This is a genomic window from Micromonospora sp. H61 (assembly GCF_018070325.1).
Taxonomy (GTDB): domain Bacteria; phylum Actinomycetota; class Actinomycetes; order Mycobacteriales; family Micromonosporaceae; genus Micromonospora; species Micromonospora salmantinae.
Genome location: NZ_JAGPXY010000073.1, coordinates 1 through 13,271, shown reverse-complemented (window position 1 = coordinate 13,271; position 13,271 = coordinate 1). Strand labels below are relative to the sequence as shown.

Here is a 13,271-nt window from a genome sequence, read left to right as displayed (position 1 = left end):
GCGCGAGAGTCAGCGCAGGTCGGCGGCGACGAACGACCACAGCTCCAAATCCACCCGGCCGCCGCTGACGAACCCTGCGTTACGCAGCAGACCCTCGTAGCTGAACCCGGCCTTCTCGGCGACCCGGCGCGAGGCCAGGTTGCCGGGAGCCACCCGCAGCTCGACCCGCTGGAAGCCGTGCTCCAGGATCAGCGCGATGGCCACCGCGTCGACCGCCTCGGCGGCGAAGCCGAAGCCCCGCGCGTGCGCCGCCATCGCGTAGGAGATCTCGGTGAGGCGGGCGCCCCAGTCGGTGCGCCGGGTCCACAGCGAGCCCACCACCTGGTCGTCCTCGCGCCGGAGCACCGCGTAGTGGTCGCCCTCCCCGCTGTCGCGCCGCTGCCGGGCCAGATCCGTGCACCAGGCCAGCCCGTCGATCGGGCCGGAGTCGTCGGGCAGCGGCAGCCAACGCCGGGTCAGCTTGTCGGCGAAGATCTCCCCGGCCGCCGCCGCGTCGGCCGCCGCGAGCTGACGCACCTCGGTACGCGGGGTGGAGACGGTCAACGCCGGGAACCGGCGCACCGCCACCTGACCGATCACACCGACACCTCGCCCGGCTGCGCCGGTACCGCCTCGCTCGTCGGGTCGGCCGCCGCCGCGGCGACCAACCGGGCCGCCGTCGCCGGATGGCTCGCCCAGTGCAGGGTGAGCTGCGAGGCGTGCACGTTGCGCCAGACGAAGCCCTCCGGCGCGCCGCCGTCCCAGCTCCAGGCCGGGCGCTGACCAGCGCGGGGGGTGAGCACCGCACGGTGCGCCTTGTGCCCGACCAGCACCGTGCCGGTGGCGGCGACCACGCTGTCGGTCTGGGCCGTCGCCTCCCGGTAGCCGGCCACCACACCTTCGCGGCTGACGCCGACCGCGTCCAGGACACCGCACATGGGCAGCCCGTCCAGCTCCCGGGCCAGCCAGAGCAGCCCGGCGCCCTCGGCGATCACCGGACGCCCGGTCCGCGCCAACTCGGCCACCGCGATGCAGAGCCGCCGGTTGGCCGACAACTGCTCGGCGTACGCCTCGGGCAACGCGCCGCCGACGACCAGCGCGCGGGTGCCGACCGGCAGCGCCTCGTCGCGCAGCGGGTCGACGACGACGACCTCGGCGCCGGCGGCCCGGAGCAACTCGGTGGTCTCCGGGTGGCTGAAGCTGCCGCCCGGCCCACCGGCCACCGCCACCAGTGGGCGGTTCGCCGGGGGTGTGAACGTGCCGAGGGCCTCCTCGGGAGACCAGGCCGGCGCCGGCAGCGGCGGAGCGGAGCGGGCCAGCCCGAGCAGCCGTTCCAGGTCGACAGTGGCGGCGACGGCCTCGCCCAGCCGGCGGACCGCACGGACGGCATCGGCCGAGTCGTCAACCACCGGCGCCACCCCGTGCCGCCGCGACGGCAGCACCGCCGGCAGGTCCTGTCGACGCAGCGCGCCGTAGACCGGCACGCCCACGTCGTCCAACGCCTCGCGCAGCATCGCCTCGTGTCGCGACGACGCCACCCGGTTGAGGATCACCCCGCCGAGCCACAACTGCTCGTCGTACGAGCGGAAACCGTGCACCAGGGCCGCCACCGACTGACCCATCGCGGCCACGTCGACAACGAGCACCACCGGGCTGCGCAGCGCGGCTGCCGCTGCCGCCGTGGACTCCTGCTCGGGACGGCCACCGACCGAGTCGTACAGCCCCATGCTGCCCTGCACCACGGCCAGCCCGGCACCGGCGGCACCGTGCGCCACCAGCGGGGCGAGCCGGTCCAGGCCGACCAGTCGGGGGTCGATCACCCGGCCCGGCCGACCGGAGGCGAGGCCGAGGTAGGCGGCGTCGACGTGGTCCGGCCCGAGCTTGAACCCGGCGACGTCGACCCCTCGCTCGGCCAGGGCGGCGAGCAGCCCGATCGCCAGCGCGTTCTTACCGTGCCCGGAGGACGGCGCGCTGAGCACCAGGCGCGGCACGACGGTCATCATCGACTCCTCGCGAGCGGCGGCGGGTACGCGACGGGACGACCAAGGCCGATCCGTCGGCGTGACGATACCCGCCCGGCTGAAGGCGCGAGCACCGCCAACCGGGGTGGGCGGCCCGGCCCTGGCAGTGCCCCCGGGGGCGTCGGCCCCGGTCCGGTCCGGCCCGGTCCAGGTCAGTGGCGCCGGTCATACGAGTAGCCTCGGTGCCGTGTACCGGTTCCTGCTGAGCCCACGCTGGCTGGGCGCTCTCGCGCTGACCCTGGTCGCGGCCGCCGTCATGGTGTTCCTCGGCAACTGGCAGCTGGACCGCTACCGGGGGCGCACCGAGGTCAACGAGCGGATCGACGCGGGCCAGCGGATGGCTCCCGTGCCGCTCGCCGACGCGCTGCGCGCGCCCGCCGGCGGCGCGGGGACGGCCGGCCCGGCCCCCGCCGAGGACAAGGTCTGGACCCGGGTCACCGTCACCGGCCGGTACGACCCCACGAACACCGTGCTGGTCCGCGGCCGGACGGTGGACAGCCGGGTCGGTTTCGAGGTGCTCACCCCGCTGGTGCTCGCCGACGGCACGGCGCTGCTGGTGGACCGGGGCTGGATCCCGCCGGCGCCCGGTGGGGCGACCGCCCAGCCGTCGGTGCCGGCCGCGCCGACCGGCGACGTGACGGTGGTCGGCCGGGTGCACGAGACCGAGAGCGGCGCCGGCGCGGTGGCCCGACGCGACGGGCTGCTGGAGATCCGGCGGATCGGGGTGTCGCGGCTGGCCGGCGAGCTTCCCTACCCGGTCTACGGTGCGTATCTGCTGCTCGACGAGCAGACCCCGGCAGCCGATCCGGTGTTCAAGGCGGTGCCGGTCGGGCACGCCAACAACTGGCAGAACTTCGGCTACGTCGTGCAGTGGTGGCTGTTCGCGGTGATGGCCCTCTTCGGCTATGGCTGGGTGGCCCGTCGGGAGGCTCGCCGGGCCGCCGGCATCGGCACCACCCCGGCTCCCCTGGACCGGGCCGCCGAGCCGACGCCGACCGCTTCCGCCTGACCTCGCCCGGTCAGCCAGTCACGCGGCCGGCGTGGATGGCGCGGACCGCGTCGATGGTGTCCGCCTCCGCGGCGGACTTGTCATCGCGGTAGCGCACCACCCGGGCGAACCGCAGCGCCATCCCGCCGGGATAACGCGAACTCGTCTGCACCCCGTCGAAGGCGATCTCCACCACCTGCTCGGGCCGGACCCGGACCACCCAGTCGCCGCGTTCCACGGCGAGGCCGAGGAACCGTTCGGTCTGCCACCGCAGCAACTCGTCGGTGAGCCCCTTGAACGTCTTGCCGAGCATCACGAAGTCACCGGTGCGCGCGTCACGCGCACCCAGATGCAGGTTGGACAGCCAGCCCTTGCGTCGGCCGCTGCCCCACTCGACGGCGAGCACCACCAGGTCGAGGGTGTGCCGCGGTTTCACCTTGACCCAGGCGGCACCGCGCCGGCCGGCGTCGTAGGGGGCGTCCGGCGCCTTGACCACCACGCCCTCCTGCCCGGCGTCGAGCGCGGCGGCGAACGCGGCGGCGGCCTGCTCCGGGCCGTCGACCTCCATCCGGCCGACCAGCAGCGACGAATCCACCGAACCGGCGAGGGCGGCCCACCGCTCCCGGCCGGGAAGGTCGATCAGATCCTGGCCGTCGAGGTGCAGCAGGTCGAAGAAGTACGGGGTGAGCACCGTCGCGCCCGTGCTGGCGGCCGCCGCGAGCACCGCCGGAGCGACAGGTGTGCGCCCGGTGGTGCTGGGGGTGGTGCGTCGGGCGGCCCGGCTCGACGTCTGCTGGAACGGCAGTGGGCGGCCGGTCTCGTCCAGGCCGATCGCCTCGCCGTCGAGGACCAACTCCCGACCCGGCAGGGCACGGACCGCGGCGACCACCTCGGGCACCCGGGTGGTGATCTCGTCGAGGCTGCGGGTGAACACGGCGATGTCGGTGCCGGAGCGGTGCACCTGGATGCGGATGCCGTCGAGCTTCACGTCGACCACCGCCGGCGTGCCGGTCGCGGCGAGCGCCTCGTCGACCGAGGGGGCGCTCTGCGCGAGCATCGGCGCCAGTGGGCGGCCGACCTGTAGACCGAACCCGGCCAGCTCGGCGGCCCCTCCGGCCAGCGCGGCCACCGCCACGGCCCGGAGATCACCGGCGAGCAGCAGTGCCCGGCGGACCGCCGCCACCGGCACCTCGGCGGCCCGGGCCACCGCGTCCGCGAGGAGGCCGGCCTGGGCGCCCTGCCGTAGCTCGCCACTGAACAGGCCGGTGAGCAGCCGCTGCTCGTCGGCCGTGGCCGCCGCGTAGAGGGCACCGAGCAGCGCCCGACGCCGAGCCTGTGAGCCCGAACCGTGCACTGCGGCGATCTGCGCGATGGCCGCGTCCACGGCGGCCACCGTCAACGTCGGCTCGGCGGCCGGCGGCGGCACGTCACGCAGGCTCGCATAGCCGACCCCGGTCTGCCGTTGGCGCAGCTCACCGGCGAGATAGCCGGCGCCGGGCTCGACCTCGGCGGGATCGAGCCGGCGCAGCGCGTCAGCGAGCAGCTCCACCTTGGCCCGTCGGCCGCTGGTGGCGCCGACGGCGGCGGAGGTGGCTGCCAGATCGAGGAACCGCACGCAGCTCATCCTGCCAGTCACCTCCGACACCGCCCGGGCATTGCCGTGCCCGGGCGGTGTCGGCAGGGTGCCGCCCACTCACGTGGACGACAGGCCTAGGCGGAGATGGGCTCCTCGATGCGCAAGCCTCGGGCGCGGACCTCGCCGGCGACCCGGGAGAGCACCGAGTCGAGGGCGACCAGTGCGGCGGAGAGCTCACCGAGCTGTTCGTTGAGCGTGTCCTCGGACCACGCGGAGACATCGACATCTCCCAGCGCGCTGACAGCGGCCCCCAACCGGGCCATCACCTCGTTCGTACTCATGTACGAAAGGCTATAACAGCTGACCATCCGACACGCCGTAAACTCCCAGATCAGGCCCAAAGTTGCCGTTCTGACACCTAACCGCTCACGGCCGCCACGTTGCGCAGAAGCAGTGCCTCGGCGAGGCAGACCCGGGCGAACTCACCCAGGTGCAGACTCTCGTTCGGGCCGTGCGCGCGGGCGTGCGGGTCCTCCACGCCGGTCACCAGGATCGCCGCCTTCGGGAACATCTCCTGGAAGGTGGCGATGAACGGAATCGAACCGCCGACGCCGATGTCCACCGGGTCGGTGCCGTCCCAGGCGGTCCGGAAGGCCGAACGGGCGGCGTCGAACATCGGCCCGGTCGCGTCGATCACGCACGGGTCACCGTCGTGTTCGAAGGTGACAGTCACCTGGGCACCCCACGGCGCGTGCTGCTCCAGGTGCGCGCGCACCGCCGCGTACGCCCGCTTGGGGTCGTCGCCCGGGGCGAGGCGGATGCTGAGCTTCGCCTTCGCGGCCGGGACCAGGGCGTTCGGCGCCTCGCCGGTGGACGGCGCGTCGACACCGAGAATGGCCAGCGCCGGCTTGGTCCAGAGTCGGTCGGTGATCCGGCCGGTGCCGATGAACTGCACGCCCTCGGCGAGCCCGGCCTCGGCCCGGACCCGGTCCTCCGGGTAGTCGACGACGGCACCCTCCCGGCCGACCAGTCCGTCCACGGCCACGTCACCGGCGTCGTCGTGCAGCGTCGCCAACAGCCGGACCAGCGCGGTGAGCGCGTCCGGCACGGCACCGCCGAACATGCCGCTGTGCACCGCGTGGTCCAGCGTGCGCACCTCGACGAAGCAGTTGACGATGCCCCGCAGCGAGGTGGTCAACGCCGGTACGCCGATGTCCCAGTTACCCGAGTCGGCGATCACGATGACGTCCGAGGTGATCTCGTCGCGGTGCTCGGCCAGCAGTTGCTCCAGCGAGTCGGAGCCGTACTCCTCCTCGCCCTCGATGAAGAGGACCACGCCGACCGGCAGCGCGTCACCGTACGCGCGCAGCGCCGCCACGTGCGCCATGACGCCGGCCTTGTCGTCGGCCGCACCCCGGGCGTAGAGCCGGCCGTCCCGTTCCACCGGCTCGAACGGGTCGGACTCCCACAGCGACCGGTCGCCGACCGGCTGGACGTCGTGGTGGGCGTAGAGCAGCACTGTGGGCGCGCCGGGCGGGGCGGCCCGACGGCCGATCACCGCGGGCTGGCCGCCGGATCGCACGATGTCGACGTCCAGGCCACAGCCGCGCAGCAGCTCGGCGACAGCCTCCGCGGAGCGTTCCACGTGCGAGTGGTCGAAGCCCTCGAAGGCGATGCCGGGGATGCGGACGAGGCGCTCCAGGTCGGCCCGGACGCCGGGCATCTCCCGCTCGACGGCGGCCCGCACCTCGGACTCGGACATGATCGGTGAGGTCATGACCGGCATCGTATGCCGGCCTTACCGGGGTGTGTCGGCGGAGCCCGTACCGTCACCGCTGTCAGCGGGGCCGGCGCCGGCCCGCGCGCCCGGCGCGGCCCGCCCGGCGCGGTGTGCGCGGCCCGCCGCCTCGGTGGCCGCGTCCATCCAGGAACGGGCCCGGCCGGCGGTGCCGCCCACCCACTCGCCGACGTCGCTCGCGCCGTCGCCGAGCCGGCGCAGCAACCCGACCAGCGGGTCGGTGGACCGGCTGAACTCCTCCCGGTACGACTCGGCGGCCGCCTTGATCTCCTCCGACACGCTTGTCGAGCTGTCGTCCTCGCGGCGTGGATAGTCCCCGGCCAGCACCTGCCCGTACGCCCCGGAGTCGATCCACTGGCGCACCGACGCCGCCCGCGCCACCGGCACCGGGTGGGTGCTCCACGCGGTCATTCGGATCTTGTGCAGGCTGTCGCGCAGGTCGCCGCCGCCGGCGTACTCGGCGGCCTGCTCCAGGAAGGCTGTGGTGTCGACCTGGGACAGGTCACCGCCGCCGGCGAGCTTCATCAGCAGCCGCAGCGCGGCGGCCGGATCCTGCCCGGCGAGCAGGCCGGCCCGGTCGGCGGAGAGTTCCGCCTTGCGCCACCACTCCAGCATCGCCGCGATGATGGCGCGCAGCGCGATCGCGCCGACCGGCAACCAGCTCAGGTTGGCCGCCCACCGGGTGAGGATCATGAGCATGGTCTTGTAGACCGCGTGCCCGCTGCCCACGTGCCCCAACTCGTGGCCGAGCAGGCAGCGCAGCTCGTCCTCGTCGAGTTGCTGCACGCAGGCGGAGTTCAGCACGATGAACGGCCGCTCCAGCCCGACCGCCTCGGCGCCCAACCAGGGCGACTGGGTCACGTACAGCTCGGGCAGTTCGGCCACGTCGAGCGCCGCCGCCTCGGTGTAGCGCTGCCACACCGCCGGGTACTGCCGGTGGTCGACCCGGATGCCGGAGGCCAGCACGGACAGCCGGAAGCCCCGCTCGTTCCACATCCCGAAGAACGCCCGCAGCACGTCGTCGAAACCGCGCAGCTCCCGCAGCGCGACCAGGGCACCCCGGTCGGCCGGATGCTCCCAGGCCCGCGAGCTGATGCCGGTGAGGGTGATCCGACGCCGCGCTGGCGCGTCCGCTGCCGTCATGGTGGCTCCCCGTTCGCCGTAGCTCTCCGCATCGTGCCGCAGTCGGTGGCCCACGTCCATGCCCCGCTCAGCGAAGCCGCACGTAGTACCGGTCCGCGTCGTACGGCAGTGTCGGCGCGCCATCCACCAACAGGTCGGCGTGGGTCACGGTCTCGTCGGCGGCGAAGTGCGCCCGCTCCCCGTCATGCCAGCGGCGCAGCTCGGGCAGGATCTCCGGCCCGTCCCGGGCGACAGCGCGAGCCAGCCGCAGCGGCGCGGGCGCGGTGACGAACACGGCCAGCGTCAGCTCCGGCCGGACGACCGTTCGGGCGGCGCTGACGCCCTCGACCACCAGCACCGGAGCCACCGGCACCGGAACCGGCCGGGGCAGGAAGGACTGCCGGACCCAGCTGTACCGCCGGTAGGCGCCCGGCTCCCCGTTACGCAGCGGGGCGAGCACCCAGTCGTCGAGCCGGGGCCAGAAGGTGACCTGGTCGTCCCACCCGTCGAGCAGGTCGTCGGTGTGCACCACCGGCGGTCGGCCGCCGAGCGGCCCCGCCAGGGCATCCGCGAGTTGGGCTGCGAACCGGCTCTTACCCGCGCCGCTCGGCCCGTCGACCGCGACCAGCCGGGTCCGCCCCAACCGCGCCGGGCCCGCGAGCACCCGACGAGCCAGTTCGGCGTACGCCTCGACAACCGCCACGGTCGGTCCGCCAGTTCCCGGGTTCAGCGCAGCCTCCCGTGGTGCATTACCGAAGTATGCCGCCATCGCCCTGGCCGGCCACCGTCACGTCCGGGGGAATTGGTGCGGCGACGGGTGACGGGCGGCCCGTTCGCCGCCCGGGGTGCCACCGAATCGGCATGATCGGGTGGTGCTCCGAGACGTAATGAGCCCCGGTATAGACGCCCTACTCGAACAGGCCCGCGCCGGGCTGCACCGACTGACTCCGCAGCAGACCGTCGAGGCGGTCCGCGGCGGCGCGTTGCTGGTCGACACCCGCACCGAACTACAGCGCCGCGAACAGGGCGACCTGCCGGGCGCGGTCGTCATCGACCGGACCGTACTGGAGTGGCGCCTCGATCCGGCCAGCGCCTGGCGGATCCCGGAAGCCACCGGGTACGACCGGGAGATCATCCTGGTGTGCCGACAGGGTTACAGCTCCAGTCTGGCCGCTGCCAGCCTGCAGACCCTCGGCCTGCGCCGGGCCACCGACATGATCGGCGGCATGGACGCCTGGCTCGCCGCCGGCCTGCCCACCACCGACCGTCCGGCCGACATCCGCCCCTGACCCCCCGACCTTGCCCCTCGAGTGCCATTCCGGGCGGTCGGTCTACGCAAGATCGTGCTCGATCCAGGAAACAGGCCCCTCCTTGTGTGGGCGAGGCCCCTCCAACAATGATCGAGCACGATCCCTTCACCCTCCCCAAGGGACGGTGCGCCCGGTCAGGACGGGGCACCGGGTGGGATGAAGGGCAGGTCGGCGGGGGGGCCGGCTTCGATGAGACGCCAGAGGGCATCGGTGTCCAGGTGTTCCTCGACCAGGTCGCCGAGCAGGTCGAGTGAGCGCTCCCGGGCGGCGGCGAAGCTGGTGGCCGGCGCGACCCGGAATCCGCTGCGGCCGGCCAGCCGGGCCGCCTCGGTGAGGAACCACCGGCGGAACTCGTCGGACTCGAACGCCCCGTGCCAGTGCGTGCCGTGCACCACGCCGAGCACGGCCCCCTCCCCGACACCGTCGTCGCTGGTCAGCAGCGGGGTCAGGCTCGGGTCGGCCTGCGAGACGTACCCGTGGTGGATCTCGTAGCCCCGCACCGGGAGGCCACCGTGGCCGGTGCCCACCGACTGCCGGACGGTCTTGCGCGGGTCGAAGGTGATGTCGATGGGCAGCAGACCGAGCCCCGGCACGCTGCCCTGCCGGCTCTCCACCGGATCGTGGATGGCGCGGCCGAGCATCTGGAAGCCGCCGCAGAGGCCGAGCAGGGGCTTGCCGGCCGCCACATGGGTGGCCACCGCGTCGGCGAGACCGGTTTCGCGCAGCCACCCGAGGTCGGCGACGGTGGACTTGGAGCCGGGTAGGACGACCAGGTCGGCGGCGGCCAGTTCGGCCGGTTCGATGGTGAGGCGTACCCGGACGCCCGGCTCGGTGGCGAGCGCCTCCACGTCGGTGGCGTTGCTGATCCGGGGTAGGCGGACGACGGCCACGTCCAGCCATTCACTGCCGTGCGGGGCGGCGGGTCGGCCGAGCACCCGGCCGTAGGCGAGTGAGTCCTCCGCGTCGAGCCACAGGTCCAGTGCCCAGGGCAGCACCCCGTACGTGGGGCGTCCGGTGACCTGACGCAGCATGTCCAGGCCCGGCTGGAGCAGCCCGAGGTCGCCCCGAAACTTGTTGATCACGAACCCGGCGATCAGCGCCTGGTCGGCCGGGTCGAGCAGGGCCACGGTGCCGAACATCGAGGCGAAGACACCGCCCCGGTCGATGTCGCCGACGACGATGGTGGGCAGGTTGGCGTGCCGGGCCAGCCCCATGTTGACGTAGTCACCGGCCCGCAGGTTGATCTCCGCGGGGCTGCCGGCGCCCTCGCAGATCACCACGTCGTACGTCTCGCGCAGCTCGGCCAGCGCGGCGTACGCGGTCTCGGCGAGCCGGGGACGCAGCTGTCGGAAGGTGCCGGCGGTGATCGTGTCGACCGCCTCGCCCAGCAGCACCACCTGACTGGCCAGGTCACTGCCCGGCTTGAGCAGCACCGGGTTGAACCGCAGGTCGGGTGCGAGCCCGCACGCCGCGGCCTGCATGGCCTGGGCGCGCCCGATCTCGCCGCCGCGCCCGTCCGGCCCGACGACCACCGCCGAGTTGTTCGACATGTTCTGCGCCTTGTACGGCGCCACCTTCACGCCCTGCCGGTGCAGCCAACGACAGATGCCGGCGGTGAGCACGCTCTTGCCGGCGTCGGACGTCGTGCCGGCCACCAGCAGCCCGCCGCTCACCGCCCACTCCCCCGCCGACCCAGAGCGCCGATCAGTGCACGCCTGCTCACCGCGCCGACCAGCCGTCCGAGCGTCACCGGGTACGCGGCCGCCAACCCGACGGCGGCCAGCCCCACCGCGCCGGAGATCCGGGCGGCCCGCTTCAGGTGCCGCGCCTCCGGGCGAGGGCCGTCGCCGAGGAACGGCCGCACCTCGGAGCGCCCGAAGTAGACGTTGCGACCACCGAGGCGGACCCCGAGCGCACCGGCCATCGCCGCCTCGCACTGACCGGCGTTGGGGCTCGGGTGGTCGTTGCGGTCCCGCCGCCACACCTGCCAGGTGCGCTGCCGGTCCCCGTGCGCGACCGGCGCGACGGCGATGGTGAGCAGCCCGGTCAGCCGGGACGGCACGAGGTTGAGCGCGTCGTCCAGCCGAGCGGCCGGCGTGCCGAACCGCGCGTAGCGCGTCGACCGGTGCCCGACCATCGCATCGAGGGTGTTCGCCGCGCGGTAGCCCAGCAGCCCGGGCAGACCAGCGACCGCACCCCAGAGCAGCGGAGCGACCACCGCGTCCGAGGTGTTCTCCGCGACCGACTCGACGGTGGCGCGGGCCAGCTCCGACTCGCCCAGCGTCGACGGGTCCCGCCCGCAGAGGTGACCGAGGCGTCGCCGGGCAGCGGGCAGGTCACCGTCACGCAGCGTACGACCCATGACGGTCGCCTCGTGCCGTAGCGTGCGGCCGCCCAGCACGGTCCACGTGCCGGCCGCCACCAGCACCGCCCGGGTCACCGGCCGGTGCCGGGTAGCCGTCGCGGCGACCGCCCCGAGCAACACCGGCCCGCCCACGGCCAGCGCGGTGAACGCCGTACCCGCCGTTCGGTCCGGGCGGTAGAGGAGGCGCTCCAGCGCGCCCGCGGCCTGCCCGAAGCCGGCAACCGGGTGCCACCGGCGGGGGTCGCCGAGCACCCTGTCCAGCGCGTACCCGGCGAGCAGCCCCACCGCGTTCGCCATCGGCGCTGTCCGTCGCACCCGCACCACCTCCGGCCGGCCAGCCTAGACGAGCACCCCGTGAACCAGCCCAACCCACGGTCCCGCACCGGCAACGAGAACCCGTGGAGCGAACAGGCAGCCCAACCTGCCGACGTCCGTCACGCGGGGTGACGACGCCGGTCGCGTCGCCACCCCGCCCCCGTCGTGACCGGTCAGGCTGGCTGCGGGATCCGGCCCCGACCACGCCGCCCTCGGCCGGGCTGCGCCGGCTCCGGCTGCCCCTCGTCGGGCACCGGCCCCAACTCGATGTCCAGGTCACCGTCGGCGTTGTTGTCGTCGTCCGCCTCGGGCGGAGGGGCCAACTCGTCGTCGAGGTCCGGCGGAGCATCGGCCAGCCCGGCCTGCCCGGCGCTCGCAAGCGCTCCGCCGTCACCGAAGACCCCGCCGCTCCGGGAACTGTCGTCGTCCCCCGGGACGTTGCCGAACGGGCTGGTTCGCAGCTCCGCGTAGTCGGGCAGCTCGAAGTCGTCGTCCAGCGGACGGTCGTCGGGCAGCACGGGCGCCTGCCCGGTCGGCACCGGCTCGGTGGGCTCGCCGCGCACCCGGCTCTCGGCCTCACCGTCCTCCACGGTGCTGGTCGCCATGCTCGGCCGGTTGCGCAGGAAGCGGGCCCGACCCCGGGACAGGTCGTGGCCGACGGCCACCGCCTCCAGCTCGTAGAGCGTGCGGTGGTTACCGCCGTCGTCGGTCCAGTCGCGGGTGTAGAGCCGCCCGCAGACCACCACCGGATCGCCGACCATGACGGAGGCCGCCACCCCCTCGGCGAGCTTGCGCCAACAGTTGACGCGGACGCGCAGCGAATTGCCGTCGACCCACCGGCCGCTGTCGCGATCGAGTCGGCGGGCGGTCGAGGCGACCTTGAAGTTGGCCACCAGAGTGTTGCTCTGGGTCGTACGCCGCCACTCGGGCGTAGTCAGCACATTGCCGACGATTGTCACGTAAGTGTCGAACATCGTCCCTCCAGGGGGATCGGGGCCTGCCAGCGCGAGTCGACTCGAGACCGAGCATCGACACTGAGAGCGCCCATCGCGAGCGCCCATCCCCGACCTGTGGATGACGAACCCACCTGTGGACAACGCCCTGATCACGCCCCGATGTGGTACGCCCGACCCGCCCGACCCGCCGCCCACGGTTTCCCAGGCCACCCGAACTGGGTAAGGACTTGATCAAGCACCACCGACAGCTGCACGTCGACGAGAGGTCAGCGCCATGATGATCACTACCATCGGCTCCGCGAACGCTTCCGAGGCGCAGCGATGAGCGCCGTGGCCAACCCGGCCACCGTGGCTGAGTGCCTGCGGGTGGGCGCCGGGTTCTCCCAGGGCGACCGCAACTGGATCGCCGAACAGTTCGCCACCCTCGACGCCCGGCTCGCCAGCTTCCACGCTGACGCCACCGAGCTGGAGGTGTCGGTGAAGGACCGGGAGGCGCGTGGTCAGAAGGTCACCCTGGAGTGCTGGATCGCCGGCCGGCAGAAGATCGTCACCACCTCCGCGGAGGAGGACCTGCACGCCGCCCTGAACGACGTCCGTGACGACCTGCGCCGCAGGCTCAACGACGCGAAGACCCGCCAGGAGCCGCGGCACAACAAGCACCTGCGCGACCTCCCCCAGCCGCAGTCCGAGCCCGACGAGTCGGAGAACCCGGCCCCCCGCGCCGACGCGGAAACGGCCTGACCCACGCCTCACCCCCGCGATCTTGCACATTCGGCTCCCGAAAAGCGGTTATTGCCCCGTTATGTCGGGACAGAAAATGCAAGATCGCGGGGGTGAGGCG

General features: G+C 73.5%; 13 protein-coding genes. 3 read left to right on the top strand and 10 right to left on the bottom strand.

Annotated features, from left to right (window positions below):
* Positions 1 to 9: 9 nt before the first annotated feature.
* The gene (locus tag KBX08_RS26970; RefSeq protein ID WP_210786144.1) at positions 10 to 579 is read right to left on the bottom strand and encodes a GNAT family N-acetyltransferase; all 570 of its coding nucleotides are present in this window, start codon (positions 577 to 579) and stop codon (positions 10 to 12) included.
* Positions 576 to 1,979: a cobyrinate a,c-diamide synthase gene (locus tag KBX08_RS26965; protein WP_210786143.1), complete on the bottom strand. Its 1,404-nt coding sequence runs from the start codon at positions 1,977 to 1,979 to the stop codon at positions 576 to 578. The genes KBX08_RS26970 and KBX08_RS26965 overlap by 4 nt, the downstream gene beginning before the upstream one ends.
* A 208-nt stretch (positions 1,980 to 2,187) precedes the next feature.
* Here KBX08_RS26965 and KBX08_RS26960 point away from each other — a divergent pair, with 208 nt between their 5' ends.
* A complete protein-coding gene (locus KBX08_RS26960; RefSeq protein ID WP_112622584.1) occupies positions 2,188 to 3,009 on the top strand; it encodes an SURF1 family protein in 822 nt (273 codons plus the stop codon).
* A 10-nt stretch (positions 3,010 to 3,019) separates the two neighbouring features.
* On the opposite strand, the gene KBX08_RS26955 is transcribed toward KBX08_RS26960, so the two are convergent.
* The 5 genes from KBX08_RS26955 to KBX08_RS26935 all read right to left on the bottom strand — a co-directional run bounded on the left by KBX08_RS26955 (position 3,020) and on the right by KBX08_RS26935 (position 8,187).
* Positions 3,020 to 4,612, bottom strand: a complete 1,593-nt coding sequence (locus KBX08_RS26955) for an ATP-dependent DNA ligase (RefSeq protein WP_247670121.1) — start codon at positions 4,610 to 4,612, stop codon at positions 3,020 to 3,022.
* 86 nt (positions 4,613 to 4,698) lie between these two features.
* Complete coding sequence (locus tag KBX08_RS26950; protein ID WP_030488220.1) at positions 4,699 to 4,905, bottom strand: hypothetical protein; 207 nt, start codon at positions 4,903 to 4,905, stop codon at positions 4,699 to 4,701.
* 77 nt (positions 4,906 to 4,982) lie between these two features.
* Positions 4,983 to 6,326, bottom strand: a complete 1,344-nt coding sequence (locus tag KBX08_RS26945) for a dipeptidase (protein ID WP_210786157.1) — start codon at positions 6,324 to 6,326, stop codon at positions 4,983 to 4,985.
* 36 nt (positions 6,327 to 6,362) lie between these two features.
* Entirely contained in the window at positions 6,363 to 7,505 is a 1,143-nt protein-coding gene (locus KBX08_RS26940) for a M48 family metallopeptidase (RefSeq protein ID WP_210786141.1), read from the bottom strand.
* A 67-nt stretch (positions 7,506 to 7,572) separates the two neighbouring features.
* Positions 7,573 to 8,187 carry a uridine kinase gene (locus tag KBX08_RS26935; RefSeq protein ID WP_210786140.1) on the bottom strand — a complete coding sequence of 205 codons (615 nt, stop codon included), beginning with the start codon at positions 8,185 to 8,187 and terminating at the stop codon, positions 7,573 to 7,575.
* 184 nt (positions 8,188 to 8,371) lie between these two features.
* Here KBX08_RS26935 and KBX08_RS26930 point away from each other — a divergent pair, with 184 nt between their 5' ends.
* On the top strand, positions 8,372 to 8,773 hold the full coding sequence (locus KBX08_RS26930) for a rhodanese-like domain-containing protein (RefSeq protein WP_203126299.1): 402 nt from the start codon (positions 8,372 to 8,374) through the stop codon (positions 8,771 to 8,773).
* Positions 8,774 to 8,928: 155 nt separating this feature from the next.
* On the opposite strand, the gene KBX08_RS26925 is transcribed toward KBX08_RS26930, so the two are convergent.
* The 3 genes from KBX08_RS26925 to KBX08_RS26915 form a co-directional block, all read right to left on the bottom strand.
* Positions 8,929 to 10,467 carry a cobyric acid synthase gene (locus tag KBX08_RS26925; protein WP_210786139.1) on the bottom strand — a complete coding sequence of 513 codons (1,539 nt, stop codon included), beginning with the start codon at positions 10,465 to 10,467 and terminating at the stop codon, positions 8,929 to 8,931.
* Positions 10,464 to 11,456, bottom strand: coding sequence for a cobalamin biosynthesis protein (locus tag KBX08_RS26920; RefSeq protein WP_210786156.1), 993 nt, complete (start codon positions 11,454 to 11,456; stop codon positions 10,464 to 10,466). The genes KBX08_RS26925 and KBX08_RS26920 overlap by 4 nt, the downstream gene beginning before the upstream one ends.
* A 191-nt stretch (positions 11,457 to 11,647) precedes the next feature.
* Positions 11,648 to 12,448 (bottom strand): single-stranded DNA-binding protein, encoded by an 801-nt coding sequence (locus KBX08_RS26915; RefSeq protein ID WP_210786138.1) that lies wholly within the window; start codon positions 12,446 to 12,448, stop codon positions 11,648 to 11,650.
* 303 nt (positions 12,449 to 12,751) lie between these two features.
* On the opposite strand from KBX08_RS26915, the gene KBX08_RS26910 reads away from it, so the two are divergent.
* Positions 12,752 to 13,171: an HPF/RaiA family ribosome-associated protein gene (locus tag KBX08_RS26910; RefSeq protein WP_210786137.1), complete on the top strand. Its 420-nt coding sequence runs from the start codon at positions 12,752 to 12,754 to the stop codon at positions 13,169 to 13,171.
* The last annotated feature ends 100 nt before the right edge of the window (positions 13,172 to 13,271 follow it).